22 protein-coding genes are annotated in these 21696 nt (G+C 63.4%); 2 read left to right on the forward strand and 20 right to left on the reverse strand.

Going from position 1 to position 21696, the window contains the following annotated elements; all coding sequences use genetic code 11:
* Nucleotides 1-28 precede the first annotated feature (28 nt).
* The 3 genes from HNP46_RS03000 to HNP46_RS03010 all read right to left on the reverse strand — a co-directional run bounded on the left by HNP46_RS03000 (nt 29) and on the right by HNP46_RS03010 (nt 1953).
* Nucleotides 29-340 carry a hypothetical protein gene (locus tag HNP46_RS03000; protein WP_184586038.1) on the reverse strand — a complete coding sequence of 104 codons (312 nt, stop codon included), beginning with the start codon at nt 338-340 and terminating at the stop codon, nt 29-31.
* 276 nt (nt 341-616) lie between these two features.
* The gene (locus tag HNP46_RS03005) at nt 617-1051 is read right to left on the reverse strand and encodes a ferritin-like domain-containing protein (RefSeq protein WP_184586039.1); all 435 of its coding nucleotides are present in this window, start codon (nt 1049-1051) and stop codon (nt 617-619) included.
* Nucleotides 1048-1953 carry a BON domain-containing protein gene (locus HNP46_RS03010; protein WP_184586040.1) on the reverse strand — a complete coding sequence of 302 codons (906 nt, stop codon included), beginning with the start codon at nt 1951-1953 and terminating at the stop codon, nt 1048-1050. The genes HNP46_RS03005 and HNP46_RS03010 overlap by 4 nt, the downstream gene beginning before the upstream one ends.
* A gap of 227 nt (nt 1954-2180) precedes the next feature.
* On the opposite strand from HNP46_RS03010, the gene algB reads away from it, so the two are divergent.
* Both algB and HNP46_RS03020 read left to right on the forward strand, forming a co-directional pair.
* Complete coding sequence (algB, locus tag HNP46_RS03015) at nt 2181-3527, forward strand: sigma-54-dependent response regulator transcription factor AlgB (protein WP_184586041.1); 1347 nt, start codon at nt 2181-2183, stop codon at nt 3525-3527.
* Complete coding sequence (locus HNP46_RS03020; RefSeq protein ID WP_184586042.1) at nt 3524-5317, forward strand: KinB sensor domain-containing domain; 1794 nt, start codon at nt 3524-3526, stop codon at nt 5315-5317. Before algB ends, HNP46_RS03020 begins: the two co-directional genes overlap by 4 nt.
* On the opposite strand, the gene HNP46_RS03025 is transcribed toward HNP46_RS03020, so the two are convergent.
* The 17 genes from HNP46_RS03025 to mnmE form a co-directional block, all read right to left on the reverse strand.
* Nucleotides 5314-6096, reverse strand: coding sequence for an N-acetylmuramoyl-L-alanine amidase (locus tag HNP46_RS03025; RefSeq protein WP_184586043.1), 783 nt, complete (start codon nt 6094-6096; stop codon nt 5314-5316). The two genes, HNP46_RS03020 and HNP46_RS03025, sit on opposite strands and share 4 nt — an antisense overlap.
* Nucleotides 6097-6118: 22 nt before the next feature.
* Complete coding sequence (locus HNP46_RS03030) at nt 6119-6706, reverse strand: MarC family protein (RefSeq protein WP_017518835.1); 588 nt, start codon at nt 6704-6706, stop codon at nt 6119-6121.
* A 115-nt stretch (nt 6707-6821) separates the two neighbouring features.
* Nucleotides 6822-8189, reverse strand: a complete 1368-nt coding sequence (gene glmU / locus HNP46_RS03035; protein ID WP_184586044.1) for a bifunctional UDP-N-acetylglucosamine diphosphorylase/glucosamine-1-phosphate N-acetyltransferase GlmU — start codon at nt 8187-8189, stop codon at nt 6822-6824.
* A 112-nt stretch (nt 8190-8301) separates the two neighbouring features.
* Nucleotides 8302-8727, reverse strand: coding sequence for a F0F1 ATP synthase subunit epsilon (locus HNP46_RS03040; protein WP_045213789.1), 426 nt, complete (start codon nt 8725-8727; stop codon nt 8302-8304).
* A gap of 40 nt (nt 8728-8767) precedes the next feature.
* A complete protein-coding gene (gene atpD, locus HNP46_RS03045; protein WP_045213787.1) occupies nt 8768-10144 on the reverse strand; it encodes a F0F1 ATP synthase subunit beta in 1377 nt (458 codons plus the stop codon).
* 30 nt (nt 10145-10174) lie between these two features.
* Nucleotides 10175-11035: a F0F1 ATP synthase subunit gamma gene (gene atpG / locus HNP46_RS03050; RefSeq protein ID WP_184586045.1), complete on the reverse strand. Its 861-nt coding sequence runs from the start codon at nt 11033-11035 to the stop codon at nt 10175-10177.
* Between the two features lie 52 nt (nt 11036-11087).
* Nucleotides 11088-12632: a F0F1 ATP synthase subunit alpha gene (gene atpA / locus HNP46_RS03055; RefSeq protein ID WP_184586046.1), complete on the reverse strand. Its 1545-nt coding sequence runs from the start codon at nt 12630-12632 to the stop codon at nt 11088-11090.
* An 18-nt stretch (nt 12633-12650) separates the two neighbouring features.
* Nucleotides 12651-13187: a F0F1 ATP synthase subunit delta gene (locus tag HNP46_RS03060; protein ID WP_024765001.1), complete on the reverse strand. Its 537-nt coding sequence runs from the start codon at nt 13185-13187 to the stop codon at nt 12651-12653.
* Between the two features lie 12 nt (nt 13188-13199).
* On the reverse strand, nt 13200-13670 hold the full coding sequence (locus tag HNP46_RS03065; protein ID WP_017518842.1) for a F0F1 ATP synthase subunit B: 471 nt from the start codon (nt 13668-13670) through the stop codon (nt 13200-13202).
* A 52-nt stretch (nt 13671-13722) separates the two neighbouring features.
* Complete coding sequence (atpE, locus tag HNP46_RS03070; RefSeq protein WP_003457994.1) at nt 13723-13980, reverse strand: F0F1 ATP synthase subunit C; 258 nt, start codon at nt 13978-13980, stop codon at nt 13723-13725.
* A 110-nt stretch (nt 13981-14090) separates the two neighbouring features.
* The gene (gene atpB / locus HNP46_RS03075) at nt 14091-14960 is read right to left on the reverse strand and encodes a F0F1 ATP synthase subunit A (protein ID WP_184586047.1); all 870 of its coding nucleotides are present in this window, start codon (nt 14958-14960) and stop codon (nt 14091-14093) included.
* A 16-nt stretch (nt 14961-14976) separates the two neighbouring features.
* Nucleotides 14977-15384 (reverse strand): F0F1 ATP synthase subunit I, encoded by a 408-nt coding sequence (locus HNP46_RS03080; RefSeq protein WP_184586048.1) that lies wholly within the window; start codon nt 15382-15384, stop codon nt 14977-14979.
* A gap of 153 nt (nt 15385-15537) precedes the next feature.
* Nucleotides 15538-16410, reverse strand: a complete 873-nt coding sequence (locus HNP46_RS03085; protein ID WP_184586049.1) for a ParB/RepB/Spo0J family partition protein — start codon at nt 16408-16410, stop codon at nt 15538-15540.
* Nucleotides 16411-16427: 17 nt separating this feature from the next.
* Nucleotides 16428-17216, reverse strand: coding sequence for a ParA family protein (locus tag HNP46_RS03090; protein ID WP_184586050.1), 789 nt, complete (start codon nt 17214-17216; stop codon nt 16428-16430).
* Between the two features lie 18 nt (nt 17217-17234).
* Nucleotides 17235-17885: a 16S rRNA (guanine(527)-N(7))-methyltransferase RsmG gene (gene rsmG, locus HNP46_RS03095; RefSeq protein ID WP_184586051.1), complete on the reverse strand. Its 651-nt coding sequence runs from the start codon at nt 17883-17885 to the stop codon at nt 17235-17237.
* The gene (gene mnmG / locus HNP46_RS03100; RefSeq protein ID WP_184586052.1) at nt 17885-19777 is read right to left on the reverse strand and encodes a tRNA uridine-5-carboxymethylaminomethyl(34) synthesis enzyme MnmG; all 1893 of its coding nucleotides are present in this window, start codon (nt 19775-19777) and stop codon (nt 17885-17887) included. Before mnmG ends, rsmG begins: the two co-directional genes overlap by 1 nt.
* A gap of 548 nt (nt 19778-20325) precedes the next feature.
* Nucleotides 20326-21693, reverse strand: a complete 1368-nt coding sequence (gene mnmE, locus HNP46_RS03105) for a tRNA uridine-5-carboxymethylaminomethyl(34) synthesis GTPase MnmE (protein WP_184586053.1) — start codon at nt 21691-21693, stop codon at nt 20326-20328.
* Between the last annotated feature and the right edge of the window lie 3 nt (nt 21694-21696).

Raw genomic sequence — 21696 nt, forward strand, 5'->3', positions numbered from 1 at the left:
TCGGGCGGACCGGCGGCCCGCCGGCGATTCAGAACACCCAGCCCGCCTGGGTCCGCGCCATCGGCTGGACCTCGACCTGGGCCTGGGTCTGTGCCTGCGGGGCCGGCGCGACGCGAGCCTGGCTCTGCGCCGGCTGCGGGAAGCGCGACGCTTCGCGGTACAGACCTGGAGCGCTGGCTGCGCTCGGGACATAGGCAACCGATGCGCTGGCAGCCTGGGAGACCTGCATCTGCAGCTGCACCTGGTTGATCAACAGCAGCAGCAGGGCAGCGGCGAAGAAAATCCGGCTCCATGCATCGATCCGTACGACTCGCACTTGGCTGTTGGTGGCGTTGTCCATTTCCGCTCTCCTGCCCATCGGTGGTTGCTCTGTCGAACCTCGGGTCCTTCTCTCAGGACCTGGCCCGGTGCCGCCGCGGGTGGTTTGTTGACTGGCTTTGCCTGGAAGATTGCAGGGCCCATGCCAGTCTCGATAATTCTTTTTTCTCGTTTAAAATCAATAACTTGAACATAGTACCAAAGTCCCTCTTCACCGCATCCTGCACGATGGGCCGGGACGGGCCGTGCGTTTTGCAATCCCGACCCGCAGCGCGTCCCTGCGCCACCGTGAACTGCGTCACTTCAGCGAATGTTTCAGCTCGCTCATCTGGTCGTGGCAGGCGCGCACCTTGGGCAGTTCGGCGCGCAACAGCGCCTGGGTCTCTGGCGTGCCGTTCTGCAGGGCGTCCTCGAAGGCGTGCAGGATGCGATCCTCGGTCTCCTCCAGTTGCGCGACATAGGTGGCGCCTTCGTCGTGGGCCAGGCTGGCGCGGGTATCGGCATACACCTGGCGCAACTTGCCGAGCAGGGTGCCGCCGGTGGCGGGATCGTCGTGGTTGGCCGCGACCTTGCCGGCCAGGGCATTGATCACGTCGGTCTTGGCCTGGGCCGTGGACTGGAACAGCTGCTGCAGGCGCGGATCCTTCACTTCGTGGATGGCGTGCTGGTAGAAGCGCTCGCCGTCGCGGGTGATCTCGATGAGTTCGTTGAGCTGGCTGGTCGTACGATTCATGACTGGATCTCCTGTTGCGAAGGGTGGAAGAGCTCGGCGGCCTGACCGGCCACCTTCAACGCAGCGGCGTCCACCTCACGCACACCACGGGTCTTGCGCGCCGCATCGATGAGTTGCTGGCGCTCGTCCGCACTGGGCACCTGGCCGCTGAGCGTGACCACCCCATCGCGGGTGGAAACACCGATGGACAGGCCCTGCAGGGCATGTTCGGCGAGAATGCCGGCCTTGATCTGACTGGTGATCCAGGCATCGCTGACGGCGGCCTGGGCGTCGCCCACGGACTTCTCCAGCTTCTGCGTGGAAGCGGCGTCGGGGTCGACCTTCAGGCGGTTATCCACAGAGGCGACGCCTTCGGTCTGGGCCGCCAGGTGCGCAGCCTCCTGGCTGGCCTCTTCACTGGCGGCGGTGCCCTCCAGGGTTACCGCACCGGCGCGGCTGCTGACCTTGATATCCAGGCCGGCACCGCGTTTCTCCAGCAGCAGTTTGGATTTCACCCTGGCCGCCAGGGTGGCGTCGTCCCACTGCTGCACGACACCATCACCCTGGGCGCCTTCAGCCTTCGGCGACTCGCCTTTCGGCGCGGAGGCCAGGGATGCATCGACCGCCAGCTGGTTATCCACGGCGCTGATGCCTTCGATACTGCCGGCGATCTGCCCGGCCAGGGCCTTCTGCTCCTCGCTGGCGACTGCACCGGTCAGCTGTGCGCGGCCGCTTTCCACATCGACCTTGATCGAATAGGGCTTGAGTTCGCGATTGAGGTTGATCGCCGTCCAGATCGAACCTTCCTGGCGGGCTTCGGCCAGTTGCGCCGCCAGTCCACTCTCGGCGGCGTGGCTGGAAAGCGGCTGCAGGGCGAGGAGCGCGGAACCCAGTGCCAGGGCAAGGATCTTCGGGTGAGACATGGCATTCTCCGATCAGGGATGTTCCTTCCTTGGATCCGCAAGCCCCATGCCAGTGCCATTAATGGAAATAATTCATATATTTCAAAGCGTTGCATGATCAGAAAGGCAACGGACTGTGCACCCTGCCCGAAGCGTCAGAAAGATTCTTGCAACTTGCACGAAAAACCCTGGACTAAGGAAAATCCTTACTTCACAACAACGATTTTCAACAACGAGGAATCTCCTGAATGGACGCAACGCCTGAACAGCAGGGCCGCATCCTTCTGATCGACGACGAGTCCGCCATCCTGCGCTCCTTCCGCTACTGCCTGGAGGACGAGGGTTACAGCGTGGCCACTGCCAACAGCGCGCAGCAGGCCGAGAACCTGCTGCAACGCCAGGTATTCGACCTGTGCTTCCTCGACCTGCGCCTGGGCGAAGACAACGGCCTCGACGTGCTCGCGCAGATGCGCGTGCAGGCGCCCTGGATGCGCGTGGTGATAGTCACTGCCCATTCGGCCGTCGACACCGCCGTGGACGCCATGCAGGCCGGCGCCGCCGATTACCTGGTGAAACCCTGCAGCCCCGACCAGCTGCGCCTGGCAGCGGCCAAGCAACTGGAAGTGCGCCAGCTCACCGCGCGCATCGAGGCGCTGGAAGGCGAGATGCGCAAGCAGGGCGATGTACTGGAGTCGCACAGCCCGGCCATGGCCGCCGTGCTGGAGACTGCCCGCCAGGTAGCCGCCACCGACGCCAACATCCTCATCCTCGGCGAGTCCGGCTCCGGCAAGGGCGAACTGGCGCGAGCCATCCACGGCTGGAGCAAGCGGGCGAAGAAATCCTGCGTGACCATCAACTGCCCGTCGCTGTCGGCCGAACTGATGGAAAGCGAGCTGTTCGGCCACAGCCGCGGGGCCTTCACCGGCGCCACGGAAAACACCCTCGGGCGCATCAGCCAGGCGGATGGCGGCACGCTGTTCCTCGACGAGATCGGCGATTTTCCCCTCATCCTGCAGCCCAAATTGCTGCGGTTCATTCAGGACAAGGAATATGAGCGCATCGGCGACCCGGTCACCCGCAATGCCGACGTGCGCATCCTCGCTGCCACCAACCGCGACCTCGCCGGCATGGTGGCCCAAGGCACTTTCCGGGAAGACCTGCTGTACCGCCTGAACGTTATCGTCCTCAATCTGCCGCCGCTGCGGGAGCGCGCCGAGGACATCATCGGACTGGCCGAGCGTTTCCTCGCCCGTTTCGTCAAGGACTACGGCCGTCCTGCCCGCGGCTTCACCGACGAGGCCCGGGCACTGCTGCGCCGTTACAACTGGCCCGGCAACGTCCGCGAGCTGCGCAACGTGATCGAGCGCGCAAGCATCATCTGCAATCAGGAGCTGATCTGCATCGAACAGCTGGCGATTGGCGAGCAATCCACCAATACCGCTCCGCGCATCGGTGAAGCCCTGAGCCTGGAGGAACTGGAAAAAGCCCACATCGCCGCCGTGATGGCCTCCAGTGCCACCCTCGACCAGGCGGCCAAGACCCTGGGGATCGACGCGTCCACCCTCTATCGCAAGCGCAAGCAGTACAGCCTGTGAATCTGCCGATTCCGATGACGCTGCGCACGAGACTCTTCCTGAGTATCTCGGCGCTGATCACGGTCGCCCTGCTGGGCCTGCTGCTCGGTCTGTTCAGCATGATGCTGAGCGGCCGTGAACAGGCCCGGCTGATTCAGCACAACTTCCAGACCATCGAGGTCAGCCAGCGCCTGCGCCAGGCGCTGGGCGACGAGCTGGTCCAGGTCCTCAGCGCAAAGCCCAGCGCCGCGCAGCTGGAGATGGCCCGCACGCATTTCGCCAAGGCCCTGGACCGTGGCCGCGAGCTGGCGCGCAACAGTGAAGAGCGCCAGGCCATGGCGGGTATCGCCGACGCCCACCGGCAGTTCGTCGACAGCACCGACAGTCCCGGCCCCGGACGCCCGGAATTGCTGGAGGACAGCGACCTCAGCCGCAGCCTCGACGACCTGCGCAACCGCCTGCTGGCGCTGCACCAGCAGGCCATGGACAACATCGGCCACGAGGAACGCAGCGCCCGCGACCGCACGCTGCTGGTCAGTGGCCTGCTCGGCCTGATCGGCATCGCTATCCTGGTGGTCGGCTTCATTACCGCGCACAGCATCGCGCGGCGCTTCGGCGCGCCCATCGAGTCACTGGCCAAGGCGGCGGACAAGATCGGCCAGGGCGATTTCGACGTCACCCTGCCGGTGTCCGGGGTGGCCGAGATGAGCTCGCTGAGTCGCCGCTTCGGCCTGATGGCCGAAGCGTTGCGCCTGTACCGGGCGAGCAATACCGAGGCGCTCGGCTCAGGCCGCAAGCGCCTGCTGGCGGTGCTCGACAGCATCGACGACGGCCTGGTGATCCTCGACCGCCACGGGCGCATCGAGCACGCCAACCCGGTCGCCACCCGCCAGCTGTTCGCCCAGGGCGACCCCCAGGGCCAGGAACTGGGCAGCTTGCTGAACAACCCGGAACTGACCCAGGCGACGCAACGCGTCCTCAGCGGCAACCTGCTGGAGGAGACCCCGCAGGACCTGGTGGTGGAAGTCGGCGGTGAGAGCCGGCTGCTGACCTGGGGCATGTCGCCGGTCAGCCACGACGACGGGCGCAACATCGGCGCGGTGATGGTGGTGCGCGATGTCACCGAGCAGCGCGCCTTCGAGCGGGTGCGAAACGATTTCGTCCTGCGCGCTTCCCATGAGCTGCGCACCCCCATGACCGGCATGCACATGGCCTTCGGCCTGCTGGCGGAACGCCTGAAGTTCGCCGAGGACTCCCGCGAGCGCGACCTGGTGCGCACGGTGGATGAGGAAATGCACCGCCTGGTGCGACTGATCAACGACCTGCTGAATTTCTCCCGCTACCAGAGCGGCACGCAGAAACTGGAATTGCAGTTGTGCGACGTCCCCGAGCTGCTCGGCCAGGCGCTGCAGCGCTTCGCCGGGCCGGCTCGGGAGAAGGGCGTCGAGCTGGACCTTGAGCTCGCCGAAGGCCTTCCGCACATCTCTATCGATCGCCTGCAGATCGACCGCGTGCTGGACAATCTGATCGGTAACGCCCTGCGCCACACGCCCCAGGGCGGCACCATCCGCCTGCAGGCGCGCTGCCAGGAGGAACGCGTCGCCATCGCCGTCGAGGACAGCGGTGACGGCATTCCGCTGAGCCAGCAAGGGCGCATCTTCGAGCCGTTCGTACAGGTCGGGCGCAAGAAGGGCGGCGTCGGCCTGGGTCTGGCGCTGTGCCGGGAGATCGTGCAACTGCATGGCGGGCGCATCGCCCTGCGTTCGCAGCAGGGCAAGGGCTCGCGCTTCTACCTGCTGCTGCCGGTCTAGGAGGTCGGCACCGCCAGCAGCAGCGCGGCGGTTTCCAGGTCCGGCTCACCATCGAAGCGCGCCGGGCGGAAGCGCATCTGGAAGGCCGCGATCACGTTGCGGGTTTCCTCGTCCATCACCCCATCCAGAGGCACTGCGTAGCCGTGCCGCGCCAGTTGTTGCTGGAACCAGCCCGGCGCCGGCAACTGGCCGTTCAGTTCGGCCAGGCGCCGCGCCAGCTCGCCCGGCTTGGGCCAGGGGATCAGGCCGGCATCGGCGAGCTTCTTCCAGGGGAACAGCGGGCCCGGATCGACCTTGCGCTGCGGGGCGATGTCGCTGTGGCCGAGGATGTGTTCCGGGGTGATGCCCTGGCGCTGAGTGATGTCCTTGAGCAGGGCGATCAGCGCATCGATCTGCGCGTCCGGGTAGGGGTACCAGATCTTGCCGCTGGGGGTGTCGCGGTAGCCGGGGTTCACCAGCTCGATGCCGATGGAGGTGGAGTTCAGCCAGGTACGCCCCTGCCATTCGCTGGCGCCGGCATGCCAGGCGCGGCGGTTCTCGTCCACCAGCTGGTAGATGGTCGCCGGGTTGTCGCCGATCAGGTAGTGCGCGCTCACTTCGCCGTGGGTCAGCAGCGCCAGGGAGCGCTGCAGGTTGGCCGAGGTGTAGTGGACGATGACGTACTGGATGCGGCTGTCCTGGTTCCTCGACACATGCTCGCGGTCGATCTGCAGGCCCTTGTCGGCACAGCCGGCGAGCAGGGTGGTGAGGAGCGCGAAGGTCAGGACACGCAGGATCATGGCAGTTCTCGAACGGACAGCATCAAGCCGCAATATGCAGGAAGCTGCGCACGTTCTGCAGCAGCATGTTCACGCTGAGCATGATCAGCAGCATGCCAGCCAGCCGTTCCACGGCCATCAATCCGCGCGGGCCGAGGAAGCGCTGGAGGAACGCCGCCTGCATCAGGATGAAGGCGGTCGCCGCCCAGGCCAGGATCACCGCCAGGTACAGCTCCCACAAGGGACCAGTGTAGGTGCTGCGCAGGGTGATCAGCATCGCCAGTGCCGAGGGGCCGGCTACGGCGGGCGTAGCCAGTGGTACGAACAGCGGCTCGTTGTCCGGCATATCGCCCAGCACGCCCTGGGGCGTCGGGAAGATCAGGCGCATGGCGACCACGAAGAGGATGATGCCGCCGGCGATCCCCGTGGCTTCCTTGCTCAGCCCCAGCCCGGTGAGGATGTGCTCGCCCAGGGTGAGGAACAGCAGCAGCAGGCCGAGGGCGAACAGCAGTTCGCGCAGCGCCACCTTCAGGCGACGTTCAGCGGGGACGGATTTGAGGGCGGCGAGGAACACCGCGATGTTGCCGAACGGATCGGTGATCAGAAAGATCAGGATGGCGACGCCAAGCATGACCGGGAAACTCCAGCGGTGACAGGCGACTGCGCACCGCGCAGCGGCCTGTGAATAAGCAGAAAGCAGATCGCCCTGTGGATAAGCACTTACCCACAGGGCGATCTGCGGTACATCAGGATTTCTTGAGCTTTTCCGGGCGCTTCCAGCCTTCGATCACCCGTTGCTTGGCGCGACCGACGCCGAGGGTGCCCGCAGGGACCTCGGCAGTGATGGTGGAGCCCGCGCCGGTCGTGGCGCCGGAGCCGATATCCACAGGCGCCACCAGCGAATTGTTGGAGCCGATGAAGACGTCTTCGCCGATGCTGGTGCGCCACTTGTTCGCGCCATCGTAGTTGCAGGTGATGGTGCCGGCGCCGATGTTGCTGCGCGCCCCGACTTCACTGTCGCCCAGGTAGGTCAGGTGGCCGACCTTCACGCCGTCCTGCAGGTGGGCATTCTTCAGCTCGACGAAGTTACCCACATGCACCTTGCGCTCCAGCACGCTGCCCGGACGCAGGCGGGCGAACGGGCCGACGTCACTGTCGGGGCCGACATGGGCGCCTTCCAGGTGCGAGTTGGCCTTGATGATCGCGCCACGGCGCAGGGTGCTGTCCTTGATGTAGCAGTTCGGGCCGATCTGCACGTCGTCCTCGATTTCCACCTGGCCTTCGAGGATCACGTTGATGTCGATGCTGACATCGCGGCCGACGCTGACTTCACCGCGTACGTCGAAACGCGCCGGATCGATCAGGGTCACGCCCTGGGCCATCAGACGACGGCCGACGCGCAGCTGGAAGAAGCGCTCCAGCTCGGAGAGCTGCAGGCGATCGTTGGCGCCCTGGGTCTCCATCGCCACCTGCGGCTGGGCAGTGGCCACGCGCAGGCCATCGGACACGGCCATGGCGATGACATCGGTGAGGTAGTACTCGCCCTGGGCGTTGGAATTCGACAGGCGCGACAGCCAGCCCAGCAGGCGCTCGCGCGGCGCGGCGAGGATGCCGGTGTTGCCTTCGCGAATCGCACGCTGCTCGGGGCTCGCGTCCTTCTGCTCGACGATGGCCTGCACTTCGCCGGCAGCATCGCGAATGATGCGGCCGTAGCCGGTCGGGTCATCCAGCTCGACGGTCAGCAGCGCCAGTTGCTTCGGCGTGGCCTGGGCCATCAGGCGCTCCAGGGTCGGCTGCTCGATCAGCGGCACGTCGCCGTAGAGGATCAGCACGGTATCGGCGCTGAGGAACGGAGCCGCCTGCGCCACGGCGTGGCCGGTGCCCAGCTGCTGCTCCTGGATCACGAAATTCAGGTCATCCGCCTGCAGGCGTTCGCGCACCAGGTCCGCGCCATGGCCGATGACCACATGGATACGCGAAGGGCCGAGACCGCGGGCGGTGTCGATCACATGGGCGAGCATCGGTTTGCCAGCGACCGGGTGCAGGACTTTCGGCAGGGCCGAGCGCATGCGGGTGCCCTGGCCAGCGGCGAGGATGACGATTTCGAGGGACATGGATGAGGGACCGTCCTGGTAAGCGGGGAAACCCCGGCGATGGAAAAAGAAAAAGGGTAGCCAAGGCTACCCTTTTCCTATTTTTCGCTAAAGCCCGAAGGCTTCACGCGGCTCAGCCGCCGTACTTCTTGCGAACCTGCTGGACCGTGCGCAGTTGCGCTGCGGCTTCGGCCAGGCGGGCTGCGGCGGAGCTGTAGTCGAACTCTGCACCTTTACCTTGCAGAGCCTTCTCAGCTTCCTTCAGTGCGGTCTGGGCAGCCGCTTCGTCGAGGTCGCCTGCGCGAATCACGGTGTCGGCGAGAACCTTGACCATGCTCGGCTGGACTTCGAGGAAGCCACCGGAGATGTAGTACACCTCCTGTTCGCCACCCTGCTTCACCAGGCGGATCGGACCCGGCTTGAGCTCGGTGATCAGCGGCGCGTGGCCCGGAGCGATACCCAGATCGCCCAGGGAGCCGTGCGCTACGACCAGCTCGACCAGACCGGAGAAGATCTCCGCTTCGGCGCTGACGATGTCGCAGTGGACAGTAATAGCCATACCCTTGCCTCACGTAAGCGCCCGTTGCCGGGCGCACGGATTACAGCTTCTTCGCTTTCTCGATGGCTTCTTCGATGCCGCCGACCATGTAGAACGCCTGCTCGGGCAGGTGGTCGTAGTCGCCGTTGAGGATGCCTTTGAAGCCAGCGATGGTGTCCTTCAGGGAGACGTATTTGCCCGGCGAGCCGGTGAATACTTCAGCCACGAAGAACGGCTGGGACAGGAAGCGCTGGATCTTACGAGCACGGGCCACCAGCAGCTTGTCGGACTCGGACAGTTCGTCCATGCCCAGGATCGCGATGATGTCCTTCAGCTCCTTGTAGCGCTGCAGAACGTACTGCACGCCACGAGCGGTGTCGTAGTGATCCTGGCCGATGACCAGCGGGTCCAGCTGACGGGAAGTCGAGTCCAGCGGATCGACGGCCGGGTAGATACCCAGCGAGGCGATGTCACGGGACAGTACGACGGTGGCGTCCAGGTGGGCGAAGGTGGTCGCCGGGCTCGGGTCGGTCAGGTCGTCCGCGGGAACGTAGACGGCCTGGATCGAGGTGATCGAGCCTTTCTTGGTGGAGGTGATGCGCTCCTGCAGAACGCCCATCTCTTCGGCCAGGGTCGGCTGGTAACCTACTGCGGAAGGCATACGGCCCAGCAGTGCGGATACTTCGGTACCGGCGAGGGTGTAACGGTAGATGTTGTCGATGAACAGCAGTACGTCACGGCCTTCGTCACGGAACTTCTCGGCCATGGTCAGGCCGGTCAGTGCAACGCGCAGACGGTTGCCCGGCGGCTCGTTCATCTGGCCGTAAACCAGGGCTACCTTGTCCAGTACGCCGGAATCCTTCATCTCGTGGTAGAAGTCGTTACCCTCACGAGTACGCTCGCCCACACCCGCGAACACAGAGTAACCGCTGTGCTCCATGGCGATGTTACGGATCAGTTCCATCATGTTGACGGTCTTGCCGACACCGGCACCACCGAACAGACCGACTTTACCGCCCTTGGCGAACGGGCAGACCAGGTCGATAACCTTGATGCCGGTTTCGAGCAGGTCGTTGCCGCCAGCCTGGTCAGCGTAGGACGGAGCGTCGCGGTGAATACCCCAGCGCTCTTCTTCGCCGATGGGACCGGCTTCGTCGATCGGGTTGCCCAGCACGTCCATGATACGGCCCAGGGTCTTGGTGCCGACCGGGACGGAGATGGCTGCGCCGGTGCTTTCCACGTTCAGGCCACGCTTGAGGCCTTCGGTGGAACCCATCGCAATGGAACGAACCACGCCGTCGCCCAGCTGCTGCTGAACTTCCAGAGTGGTTTCGACGCCCTGAACTTTCAGGGCCTCGTAGATGCTCGGCACGGCATCGCGCGGGAATTCCACGTCGATCACGGCGCCGATGATTTGAACGATACGTCCGCTACTCATGTCTGGTTCCTCTGAATTTTGAACCTGTTCTTACACCGCGGCAGCGCCGCCGACGATTTCCGAGATTTCCTGGGTGATCGCCGCCTGACGTGCCTTGTTGTAGATCAGTTGCAGACCACTGATCAGATCACCGGCGTTGTCGGTAGCGTTCTTCATTGCAATCATCCGGGCCGCCTGCTCGCAGGCGTTGTTCTCAACCACGGACTGGTACACCTGGGATTCCACGTAGCGCACCAGCAGGCCGTCGAGGAGGGCCTTGGCGTCGGGTTCGTAGAGGTAGTCCCAGTGGTGTTTCAGCTCGGCATTGTCCTCGGCCACCAGCGGAATCAGCTGTTCCACGGTCGGCTTCTGGGTCATGGTGTTGACGAACTTGTTGGAAACCACGTACAGGCGATCGATACGACCTTCCAGGTAGGCATCCAGCATGACCTTGACGCTGCCGATCAGATCATTGATCGACGGCTCTTCGCCCAGGTGGCTGATAGCTGCAACCACGTTGCCGCCATAGCTCTTGAAGAAGGATGCACCTTTGGAGCCGATCACGCAGAGGTCGATCTCCGCGCCACGATCGCGCTGCCCGCTCATGTCCTTGACGAGCGCCTTGAACAGGTTGATGTTCAGGCCGCCAGCCAGGCCACGGTCGGAGCTCACCACGATGTAGCCGACGCGCTTTACTTCACGCTCGACCATGAACGGGTGACGGTATTCCGGGTTGGCGTTGGCCAGATGGCCGATCACCTGGCGAATGCGCTCCGCGTAGGGACGGCCGGCCGCCATGCGCATTTGTGCCTTGCGCATCTTGCTCACCGCCACCTTTTCCATGGCATTGGTGATTTTTTGCGTGCTTTTGATGCTCGCAATCTTGCTGCGAATCTCTTTTGCGCCTGCCATTTCACACCTATCGGTTTAGCAGGCGGGAGCCGTCACCGGCCCCCGCTGCGGCTTACCAGGTTTGGGTGGCCTTGAACTTCTCGATGCCGGCTTTGATGCCTGCGTCGATTTCGTCGTTGAAGTCACCCTTCTCGTTGATCTTCGCCAGCAGAGCGGCGTTCTCACGTTGGAAGTAGGCGATCAGCGCTTGTTCGAAGGCGCCCACCTTGGCGATCTCGACGTCCTGCAGGAAGCCACGCTCGGCGGCATACAGGGACAGCGACATCTCGGCGATGGACATCGGCGCGTATTGCTTCTGCTTCATCAGCTCGGTAACGCGCTGACCATGTTCCAGCTGCTTGCGGGTCGCGTCGTCCAGGTCCGAGGCGAACTGGGCGAAGGCCGCCAGTTCACGGTACTGGGCCAGCGCGGTACGGATACCGCCGGACAGCTTCTTGATGATCTTGGTCTGGGCCGCGCCACCCACACGGGATACCGAGATACCGGCGTTGACGGCCGGACGGATACCCGAGTTGAACATGGCCGATTCCAGGAAGATCTGACCGTCGGTGATCGAGATCACGTTGGTCGGAACGAAGGCGGAAACGTCGCCAGCCTGGGTTTCGATGATCGGCAGGGCGGTCAGGGAACCGGTCTTGCCTTTCACTTCGCCATTGGTGAACTTCTCTACGTACTCCTCGGAAACGCGGGAAGCGCGCTCCAGCAGACGGCTGTGGAGATAGAACACGTCGCCCGGATAAGCTTCGCGGCCCGGCGGACGGCGCAGCAGCAGGGAGATCTGGCGATAGGCTACGGCCTGCTTGGACAGGTCATCGTACACGATCAGGGCGTCTTCACCGCGGTCGCGGAAGTATTCGCCCATGGTGCAGCCGGAGTACGGAGCCAGGTATTGCAGAGCAGCGGATTCCGAAGCACTGGCAACCACCACGATGGTGTTGGCCAGGGCGCCGTTTTCTTCCAGCTTGCGAACGACGTTGGCGATGGTCGATTGCTTCTGACCAATGGCTACGTAGACGCAGCGGATGCCGCTGTTCTTCTGGTTGATGATGGCGTCGATGGCCAGAGCGGTTTTACCGATCTGACGGTCACCGATGACCAGCTCGCGCTGACCACGGCCAACCGGGATCATGGCGTCGACCGACTTGTAACCGGTCTGCACCGGCTGGTCTACCGACTTACGCCAGATCACGCCCGGTGCCACTTTCTCGACAGCGTCGGTCAGCTTGGCATCGATCGGGCCTTTGCCATCGATCGGGTTGCCCAGAGCGTCGACCACGCGACCCAGCAGTTCCGGACCAACCGGTACTTCCAGGATGCGGCCGGTGCACTTGGCATTCATGCCTTCTTTGAGGTCCTGGTATTCACCCAGTACCACAGCACCGACGGAGTCTTGCTCCAGGTTCAGCGCCATACCGTAGACGCCGCCCGGGAATTCGATCATCTCGCCGTACATGACGTCGGCCAGACCGAAGATGCGCACGATACCGTCGGAAACGCTGACGATGGTGCCTTCGTTACGAGCTTGCGAGGCTACATCGAGTTTCTCGATGCGGCCCTTGATGATTTCACTAATTTCGGAAGGATTGAGTTGCTGCATGCCGCTGCCCCTTCAAACTCAAGATTTCAACGCTTCGGCCAGTTTCGCGATTTTGCCGCGCACCGAGCCATCGATTACCAAGTCACCGGCGCGAATGACCACGCCGCCGATCAGGCTCGCGTCTTCCGACGCATGAAGTCGCACTTCGCGACTGAGCCGGGCGCTGAGAGCCTTGGCGAGTTTGTCCTGCTGTTGCTGGTCCAGGGCGAAGGCACTGGTGACCTCGACCTCGACCAATTTTTCCTGCTCGGCCTTGAGTTGCTCGAACATCACGAAGATGGTCGGCAGCAGGTCGAGCCGCTTGTTTTCAGCCACAGTCCGGACGAAGTTCTGGGCCGGAGCATTGAGCTTGTCGCCACACACGTCGATCAGCGCGTCAGCCTTGGCTGCCGCTGTCAGCTGGGGCTCTTTGAGCAGCTGGCGCACGGTGTCGTCCTGCGACACTGCAGCCAGCACACCCAGAGCAGCGGACCAATCGGCCAGTTGCTGATGAGCCTGGGCGTACTCGAAAGCCGCCTTCGCGTATGGACGAGCCAATGTGGTCAGTTCTGCCATATCGCCCTCTGCTTAGATCTCGGCGGCCAGTTGATCAACCAGCTGCTTTTGCGCGTTGGCATCGATCGAAGCACCCAGGATCTTCTCGGCGCCGGAGACAGCCAGGGCACCCACTTGGGCACGCAGGGCGTCCTTGACGCTGTTGAGCTCCTGTTCGATCTGGGCCTTGGCCTGGGCGATCATGCGATCACCTTCGGCACGGGCCTGATCACGGGCTTCGTCAACGATCTGGTTAGCGCTCTTCTTCGCCTGCTCGATGATTTCGGCTGCCTGAGCCTTGGCTTCGCGCAGTTGCTGACCCGCTTTCTCGTGGGCCAGTTCCAGGTCACGAGCCGCGCGGTTGGCAGCGTCCAGGCCGTCGGCGATCTTCTTCTGACGCTCGTGCAGAGCCGCAATGACCGGAGGCCATACGAACTTCATGCAGAACAGGACGAAGATGGCGAACGCGATGGCCTGGCCGATCAGAGTTGCATTAATGTTCACGCCAATACCTCGCTCGTTCGTTGTTCAGTCACAGATTTCCGCACTGCGGAAATTACTGGGCAACCTGAGCAATGAACGGGTTAGCGAAGGTGAAGAACAGAGCGATACCAACACCGATCATGGTCACGGCGTCGAGCAGACCGGCGACGATGAACATTTTGACCTGCAGCATCGGAACCATTTCCGGCTGACGAGCAGCGCCTTCCAGGAACTTGCCGCCCAGCAGGCCGAAGCCGATGGCGGTACCCAGAGCGCCCAGACCGATCAGCAGAGCAACGGCGATAGCAGTGAGTCCAACTACAGTTTCCATTTTTCCTCCCGACTTTTTTGTCGTGTTGGTTAAAGGTGAAGCAAGTTAAGGTGGTGAAGCTCTTCTTTCACCCCCTCCCGCAAGGGGAGAGGGCGTACAGAATCTTTGGATCAGTGGCTGTCTTCGTGCGCCATCGACAGGTAGACGATGGTCAGCATCATGAAGATGAAGGCCTGCAGGGTGATGATCAGGATGTGGAACACCGCCCACGCCCAGTTCAGCACGACGCCCATGCCGCCCAGCCAGAGGATGCCGGAACCGAACATCACGGCGATCAGGATGAAGATCAGCTCGCCGGCGTACATGTTGCCGAACAGACGCAGTGCCAGGGATACCGGCTTGGCGATCAGGGTCACGAACTCCAGCAGGAAGTTCACCGGGATCAGGATGATCTGAACCACGATGTTCTTGCTGTGGAACGGGTGCAGGGTCAGTTCGCCGAGGAAGCCGCCGATGCCCTTGACCTTGATGCTGTAGAAGATGATCAGCGCGAACACTGCGATCGACATGCCGAAGGTGGCGTTCGGATCGGTAGTGGCCACGGCGCGGAAGAACAGGTGCTCGTTGCCGGTGACCGCCTGAGCCGCCAGCGGCAGGAAGTCCACGGGCACCAGGTCGATCAGGTTCATCAGGAAGATCCAGACGAACACGGTCAGCGCCAGCGGTGCGATGAGCGGGTTACGGCCGTGGAAGGTGTCCTTCACGCTGCCGTCGACGAACTCCACCAGAACTTCGACGAAGTTCTGCAGGCCGCCAGGTTGACCGCTGGTGGCCTTCTTGGCTGCCATGCGGAAGATAAGGATGAACACCAGGCCGAGGAATACGGACCAGCCCAGGGTATCAACGTGGAATGCCCAGAAGCCCATTTCCTTGGCTTGTTCGGCGGTGTGGGCGAACCCCCAGGAACCATCCGGCAGACGACCCAGGGTCAGGTTCTGCAAGTGGTGCTGGATGTAACCCGAAGCGCTTTCTGCTGCCATGTTTGCCTCAATCGCTCTAAGGTCTTGTAAATGTGTTTCGCATCAGCAGGGGTGCCAACCAGCTGACCGCCAGGGTCAGCAGGTAGATGCCGAACAGCGCCAGGGGCGCCAGCGGCTTCACTCCTGCGAACGTCAGTGCGAAGAGCACTGCCGTCAGTATCAGCTTTCCCGCCTCACCGGCATAAAAGGACCGGACTATCAGCTGGGCAGAACGCGCTCCGCTGTAACGGAACGCCTTGCGAGCAAAGTACAGATTCGGCAACCACGCAATCAGGCCTCCGAGCAATCCGGAATAACCTGCGACCGATCCCCGGGCAAACCACAGGGCTGCTGCACCGATAAGCAGCACCACCAGCTGGACGAGCAACAGGCGAAACGCCGGTTGGTGATGGAAGGGCAAACGATCGGGCTTGCGGGGTTCCATCTTCAGCTCACAGTCCTCTGGCGTCGGCTTCACAAATCAACAACTTGGCATACTTTGTGCCGACAAAATTGCGCGCAGAGTATAGGGGGCTGCAGGGCCCCCGTTCAACCGTCAGGTAGTGATTTCCGACGACCCCCTACATAGCCTTTCGTATCAGCGTATGTGGGCCAGCACGCCCTGCAGCTCGTCGAGGGAGTTGTAGCGGATCACCAGTTGACCCTTGCCCTTCTGTCCGTGGCGAATCTGCACCGGAGCGCCCAGGCGCTCGGCCAGGCGCTGTTCCAGGCGGCTGATGTCCGGGTCGGTCCTGACCGCTTTGACAGGTTCCTCCGGCGCGTTCAGCCACTGGCGTACCAGTGCTTCGGTCTGACGCACGGTGAAACCGCGTGCGACAACATGTCGCGCACCTTCGACCTGCCGATTCTCCGGCAGTCCGAGCAGGGCGCGGGCATGGCCCATTTCCAGGTCGCCGTGGGACAGCAGGGTCTTGATCTCTTCCGGCAGGGCAATCAGGCGCAGCAGGTTGGCCACGGTTACGCGGGATTTGCCCACGGCGTCGGCGACCTGCTGCTGGGTCAGCTGGAATTCCTGCTGCAGGCGCTGCAGCGCGGCGGCTTCCTCGATGGGATTGAGGTCCTCGCGCTGGATGTTCTCGATCAGCGCCATGGCGATGGCGGCTTCGTCGGGCACTTCGCGGACCATGGCCGGGATCTTGTCCAGGCCGGCCTGCTGGCTGGCGCGCCAGCGGCGTTCGCCGGCGATGATCTCGTAGCGGCCCTTGTCGATCGGGCGCACCACGATCGGCTGCATCACGCCCTGGGCCTTGATCGACTGGGCGAGTTCCTCGAGGGCCTGCGGGTCCATGTCGCGGCGGGGCTGGTACTTGCCGCGCTGGATCAGGTCCAGCGGCAGGTGCTGCAGCTCCCGGCTGTCCACCTGAACGGCCTCTTCCTGCAGCGTCGCGGCGCTGGAGCCGCTGAGCAGGGCGTCCAGTCCGCGTCCCAGACCTCGTTTCTTGGCGGCCATGCGGGTTCCTTAATCTCTTAGGCGGTTGCGGTGCTGCGAGCGGCGCGCTGGCGGCGCACCAGTTCGCCGGCCAGCGCCAGGTAGGCGAGAGCACCGCGCGATTGCTTGTCGTAGACCAGCGCCGGCATGCCGAAGCTGGGTGCCTCGGCCAGTCGCACGTTACGCGGGATCACGGTGGTGTAGAGCTTGTCGGCGAAGTGTTCCTGCAACTGCGCGCTGACGTCGTTGGTCAGGCTGATGCGCGGGTCATACATGGTGCGCAGCAGGCCTTCGATCTTCAGCGCCGGGTTCAGGCGCTCGGCGATGCGCTGGATGCTGTTCATCAGGTCGGTCAGGCCCTCCAGCGCGTAGTACTCGCACTGCATGGGAATGATCACGCCGTCCGCGGCGGACAGGGCGTTGACCGTGAGCATCGACAGCGACGGCGGGCAGTCGATGAGGATGAAGTCGTAGTTCTCGCGGATCGGCGCCAGCGCATGGCGCAGGCGGTGTTCCTTCATGTCCATCTCCAGCAGCACCACTTCCGCCGCGGTGAGGTCGCGGTTGGCGGGCAGCAGCTGGTAGCCACCGTGCTCGGAGAACTGCATGGCCTGGGCCAGGTCGCATTCGCCGGTGAGCACGTCGTAGATGGAATGGTCCAGGGACAACTTATCCACACCGCTGCCGGTGGTGGCGTTGCCCTGTGGATCAAGGTCGATCAGCAGCACGCGGCGCTTGGTGGCGACCAGCGATGCCGCGAGGTTGATACAGGTCGTGGTCTTGCCGACGCCGCCCTTCTGGTTGGCGATCGCGAATACCTTAGCCATGGTTTTCCCCACTCCCCGTCATGCAGTGCGGCGCAGTATCAGCAGATGGCGCTGGCCTTGGCAACCCGGCACCGCCAGAGCGCGTTCGGCTTCGACCCGGAAATCTTCCGGGAGTGCCGCGAGCTCGTCGCTGGGGTGCACGCCTTTCATGGCCAGCCAGTTGGTCTGGGTGTCGCCGAGATGGCGTGTCCAGTTGGTGAAGTCTTCGAGGCTGCTGAAGGCTCGCGAGACGATGCCGTGGAACGGCTGCTCAGGCTGAAAGGCTTCCACCCGGCTGTGGATAACCTGCAGGTTGCCCAGCTTGAGTTCGAGCTTCACCTGGGTGAGGAAGCGGGTCTTCTTGCCGTTGCTGTCCAGCAGGGTCAGGGACTTGCCAGGGAACAGGATGGCCAGCGGGATGCCGGGCATGCCGCCGCCGCTGCCGACATCCAGCCAGCGTTCGCCGCCGGCGGCTTCGAACGACGGCACGATGCTCAGGCTGTCGAGCAGGTGGCGGGAGACCATTTCATCCACATCGCGCACGGCGGTGAGGTTGTAGGCCTTGTTCCACTTGGCCAGCAGGGCCAGGTAGTCCAGCAGGCGCTGCTGGGTCGCAGTGTCGATATCCAGGCCGAGCGTCTGGATGCCACGCGCGAGTTCTTCGGCGTGGCGGGCAGTGACCAGGGACATCAGGCGCTCTGCTCCAGCTGACGACCGGAGGAGCGTTTCTTCAGATGGATCAGCAACAGGGATATCGCCGCCGGGGTGACACCCGGGATACGGCCGGCCTGACCGAGCGTTTCCGGTCGGGCGTTGCCCAGCTTGAGCTGGATCTCCTTGGACAGCCCGGAAATGGACGGGTAATCGATATCCACAGGCAGGCGGGTGTCTTCGCTGGCCCGCAGGCGAGCGATCTCTTCCTGCTGGCGGTCGATGTAGCCGGCGTACTTGGTGCGGATCTCGACTTGCTCGGCGACTTGCGGGTCTTCTGCGCCGGCACCGGTCACTTCGGCCAGGCTGACGTAATCGATTTCCGGACGGGCCAGCAGGTTCAGCAGGTTGTATTCGTGAGCCAGCGGAGTGCCGAAGCGTTCCGCGATGGCATCGCCCTGGGGCGTGTTGGGTCGAACCCAGGTGCTTTTCAGGCGTTGCTCTTCACGCTCGATGCCTTCGCGCTTGGCTTCGAAGACTGCCCAGCGCTCATCGTCGATCAGGCCCAGCTCGCGACCTTTCTCGGTCAGGCGCAGATCGGCGTTGTCCTCGCGCAGGATCAGCCGGTATTCGGCGCGCGAGGTGAACATGCGGTACGGCTCCTGGGTACCCAGGGTGATCAGGTCGTCGACCAGCACGCCGATGTAGGCCTCATCACGACGCGGGCACCAGCTTTCGCGGCCCTGCGAACGCAGCGCGGCGTTGGCGCCGGCGAGCAGACCCTGGGCGCCGGCTTCTTCGTATCCGGTGGTGCCGTTGATCTGACCAGCGAAGAACAGACCGCCGATGACCTTGGTCTCCAGGCTGTACTTCAGATCGCGCGGGTCGAAGTAGTCGTATTCGATGGCGTAGCCAGGGCGAACGATGTGGGCGTTTTCCATGCCACGGATCGAGCGGACAATATCCAGCTGCACATCGAAGGGCAGCGAAGTGGAGATGCCGTTCGGGTACAGCTCATGGGTGGTCAGGCCTTCGGGCTCGAGGAAGACCTGATGGCTGTCCTTGTCGGCGAAGCGATGGATCTTGTCTTCGATCGACGGGCAATAGCGCGGGCCGACGCCCTCGATCACGCCGGAATACATGGGCGAGCGATCGAGGTTGGACGCGATGATCTCGTGGGTCCGCGAGTTGGTGTGGGTGATCCAGCAGCTGACCTGGCGCGGATGCATTTCCTTGTTGCCGAGGAAGGACATCACCGGGATCGGGGTATCGCCGGGCTGTTCGGTCATCACGCTGAAATCGACGCTGCGGCCATCGATGCGCGGCGGTGTACCGGTCTTCAGGCGACCGACACGCAGCGGCAGTTCACGCAGGCGGCGCGCCAGCGCGATCGAAGGCGGGTCGCCGGCACGGCCACCGGAATAGTTCTCCAGGCCGATGTGGATAAGTCCACCGAGGAAGGTGCCGGCGGTAAGGACGACGTTGTCCGCATGGAATTTCAGACCCATCTGGGTCACCACGCCGCGCACCTGGTCCTGTTCGACGATCAGGTCATCGCAGGCCTGCTGGAATATCCACAGGTTCGGCTGGTTCTCCAGGATTTCGCGCACCGCGGCCTTGTAGAGAACACGGTCTGCCTGGGCACGAGTCGCACGGACTGCCGGGCCCTTGCGGCTGTTCAGCACGCGGAACTGGATGCCGCCTTTATCAGTGGCCAGTGCCATGGCACCGCCCAGCGCATCGATTTCCTTGACCAGATGGCTTTTGCCGATCCCACCGATGGCGGGGTTGCAGCTCATCTGGCCAAGGGTTTCCACATTGTGGGTGAGCAGCAGCGTCTTCACGCCCATGCGTGCAGCCGCTAGTGCGGCCTCTGTGCCGGCATGGCCGCCGCCGATCACGATCACGTCAAAACGGGAAGGGAAATCCACCACGCACCTCGTGCCTGTTGATCAAGGAGAAAGAAGAGAGCCGGACAGTATAGGGGTTAAGGGCTTTCGATTGAAGGCACCTGAACAAAAAATAGCCAACGGGTACTGTCAGCCTCTATAGAAAATAAAAGAGAGGAATCTTTTTAAATCTTTTTAGAGCTTGTGTTTATGTATGGTGAAGCCGTTTTCTGTGGATAACCTATTGCAGACCAGATACAGCCATGCTTTCAGCGCCTAACAACCCTGTGTCGATGCTGTACGGGGACAGGGGATCTCCCGTGTTCAGCCTGTGGATGGATTGCCATGTTATCAACAGGCGTATTTACACACAGTCTGATGCAGGGGTTGTTAACCTGGCTGTACGTGACTTTTCCACAGGGTTCACGGAAGCCTGTGGAAGATGGCTTTATATGCCAGAAAAGCCCGTATGGTGAGGCTTCCAGTGAAATTCAAGCTGTGGATAGCCGATTGCTTTGCGGAGTGGCGAGCAGCCGGAAGCGCGATGACGGAAGGACTCCGTCACCGGTAGGAATAAGTCGTTTTGTGGATTACTTGCCGATGCAGAAGCTGGAGAAGATGCGCCCCAGCAGGTCGTCCGGCGTAAAGGCACCGGTAATCTCGCCCAGGGCCTGCTGAGCCTGACGCAGGTCTTCGGCCAGCAGTTCGCCTGCGCCGCTCAGGGTGAGCTGTGTGCGGCCGTGCTCGAGGCTGTCTCCGGCCAGGCGCAGGGCCTCCAGATGGCGGCGGCGGGCGCTGAAGCTGCTCTCGGCAGTCTGTTCGAAGCCCATGCAGGCCTTCAGGTGCTCGCGCAGCAGGTCCAGGCCATGGCCGGAGCGGGCGGACAGGGTGATGGTGACGTGGCCGTCAGCGCTTTCTTCCAGGCCGATGCTTTCTGTGGATAAATCCGCCTTGTTGCGGATCAGGGTCACGTGCGCCGGATCCGGGCGGCTGTCGAGAAACTCCGGCCACAGCGCGAAGGGATCGCTGGCCTCGGCCGCGGTGGAGTCGACCACCAGCAGCACGCGATCGGCCTCATTGATGGCCTTCAGCGCGCGTTCCACGCCGATCTTTTCCACATGGTCATCGGTGCTGCGCAGGCCGGCGGTGTCGATGATGTGCAGCGGCATGCCGTCGATGTGGATATGTTCGCGCAGCACGTCGCGGGTGGTGCCGGCGATATCGGTGACGATGGCCGCTTCACGCCCCGCCAGGGCATTCAGCAGGCTCGATTTGCCGGCATTGGGGCGCCCGGCGATCACGACGGTCATGCCATCGCGCAGCAGCGCACCCTGGCCGGCTTCGCGCAGCACTGCAGCCAGCTCGGCACGGACCGTGTCCAGCTGAGAGAGAACGTGGCCATCAGCGAGGAAATCGATTTCCTCTTCCGGGAAGTCGATGGCGGCTTCGACATACATGCGCAGGCCGATCAGTTGGTCGGTCAAGTTGTGCACACGCTTGGAGAACTCGCCCTGCAGCGAGCGCACGGCGTTGCGCGCGGCCTGGGCCGAGCTGGCCTCGATGAGGTCGGCAATGGCTTCGGCCTGGGCCAGGTCGAGCTTGTCGTTGAGGAAGGCGCGTTCGCTGAACTCGCCGGGACGGGCCTGGCGCGCGCCCAGCTCCAGGCAACGCTGCAGCAGCATGTCCATCACCACCGGGCCGCCGTGGCCTTGCAGCTCGAGCACATCTTCGCCGGTGAAGGAGTTCGGGCCGGGGAAGTACAGCAGCAGGCCTTCATCGATGACGTCACCGTCGTCGGCGTGGAACGGGCCGTAGTGTGCGTAGCGCGGTTGTGGCTCGCGGCCGCTGAGGGTGATGGCCATGGCGCGCGCACGAGGGCCGGAGACGCGGACGATACCCACGCCGCCACGGCCCTGGGCGGTGGCGACGGCGGCGATGGTTTCACGGGTTGCATTCATGTC

Origin of the sequence: Pseudomonas nitroreducens (assembly GCF_014204515.1) — a bacterium.
In the GTDB taxonomy this organism is placed as follows: domain Bacteria; phylum Pseudomonadota; class Gammaproteobacteria; order Pseudomonadales; family Pseudomonadaceae; genus Pseudomonas; species Pseudomonas nitritireducens_A.

What these genes read in the sequence shown, in the direction of transcription:
- HNP46_RS03080 (WP_184586048.1), bottom strand. Translation starts at nt 15,384, where the DNA reads ATGGAACCCCGCAAGCCCGATCGTTTGCCCTTCCATCACCAACCGGCG.
- HNP46_RS03010 (WP_184586040.1), bottom strand. Translation starts at nt 1,953, where the DNA reads ATGTCTCACCCGAAGATCCTTGCCCTGGCACTGGGTTCCGCGCTCCTC.
- HNP46_RS03000 (WP_184586038.1), bottom strand. Translation starts at nt 340, where the DNA reads ATGGACAACGCCACCAACAGCCAAGTGCGAGTCGTACGGATCGATGCA.
- HNP46_RS03090 (WP_184586050.1), bottom strand. Translation starts at nt 17,216, where the DNA reads ATGGCTAAGGTATTCGCGATCGCCAACCAGAAGGGCGGCGTCGGCAAG.
- atpE (WP_003457994.1), bottom strand. Translation starts at nt 13,980, where the DNA reads ATGGAAACTGTAGTTGGACTCACTGCTATCGCCGTTGCTCTGCTGATC.
- atpA (WP_184586046.1), bottom strand. Translation starts at nt 12,632, where the DNA reads ATGCAGCAACTCAATCCTTCCGAAATTAGTGAAATCATCAAGGGCCGC.
- algB (WP_184586041.1), top strand. Translation starts at nt 2,181, where the DNA reads ATGGACGCAACGCCTGAACAGCAGGGCCGCATCCTTCTGATCGACGAC.
- atpD (WP_045213787.1), bottom strand. Translation starts at nt 10,144, where the DNA reads ATGAGTAGCGGACGTATCGTTCAAATCATCGGCGCCGTGATCGACGTG.
- atpB (WP_184586047.1), bottom strand. Translation starts at nt 14,960, where the DNA reads ATGGCAGCAGAAAGCGCTTCGGGTTACATCCAGCACCACTTGCAGAAC.
- HNP46_RS03030 (WP_017518835.1), bottom strand. Translation starts at nt 6,706, where the DNA reads ATGCTTGGCGTCGCCATCCTGATCTTTCTGATCACCGATCCGTTCGGC.
- glmU (WP_184586044.1), bottom strand. Translation starts at nt 8,189, where the DNA reads ATGTCCCTCGAAATCGTCATCCTCGCCGCTGGCCAGGGCACCCGCATG.
- rsmG (WP_184586051.1), bottom strand. Translation starts at nt 17,885, where the DNA reads ATGTCCCTGGTCACTGCCCGCCACGCCGAAGAACTCGCGCGTGGCATC.
- mnmE (WP_184586053.1), bottom strand. Translation starts at nt 21,693, where the DNA reads ATGAATGCAACCCGTGAAACCATCGCCGCCGTCGCCACCGCCCAGGGC.
- atpG (WP_184586045.1), bottom strand. Translation starts at nt 11,035, where the DNA reads ATGGCAGGCGCAAAAGAGATTCGCAGCAAGATTGCGAGCATCAAAAGC.
- HNP46_RS03085 (WP_184586049.1), bottom strand. Translation starts at nt 16,410, where the DNA reads ATGGCCGCCAAGAAACGAGGTCTGGGACGCGGACTGGACGCCCTGCTC.
- HNP46_RS03060 (WP_024765001.1), bottom strand. Translation starts at nt 13,187, where the DNA reads ATGGCAGAACTGACCACATTGGCTCGTCCATACGCGAAGGCGGCTTTC.
- HNP46_RS03040 (WP_045213789.1), bottom strand. Translation starts at nt 8,727, where the DNA reads ATGGCTATTACTGTCCACTGCGACATCGTCAGCGCCGAAGCGGAGATC.
- HNP46_RS03005 (WP_184586039.1), bottom strand. Translation starts at nt 1,051, where the DNA reads ATGAATCGTACGACCAGCCAGCTCAACGAACTCATCGAGATCACCCGC.
- HNP46_RS03025 (WP_184586043.1), bottom strand. Translation starts at nt 6,096, where the DNA reads ATGATCCTGCGTGTCCTGACCTTCGCGCTCCTCACCACCCTGCTCGCC.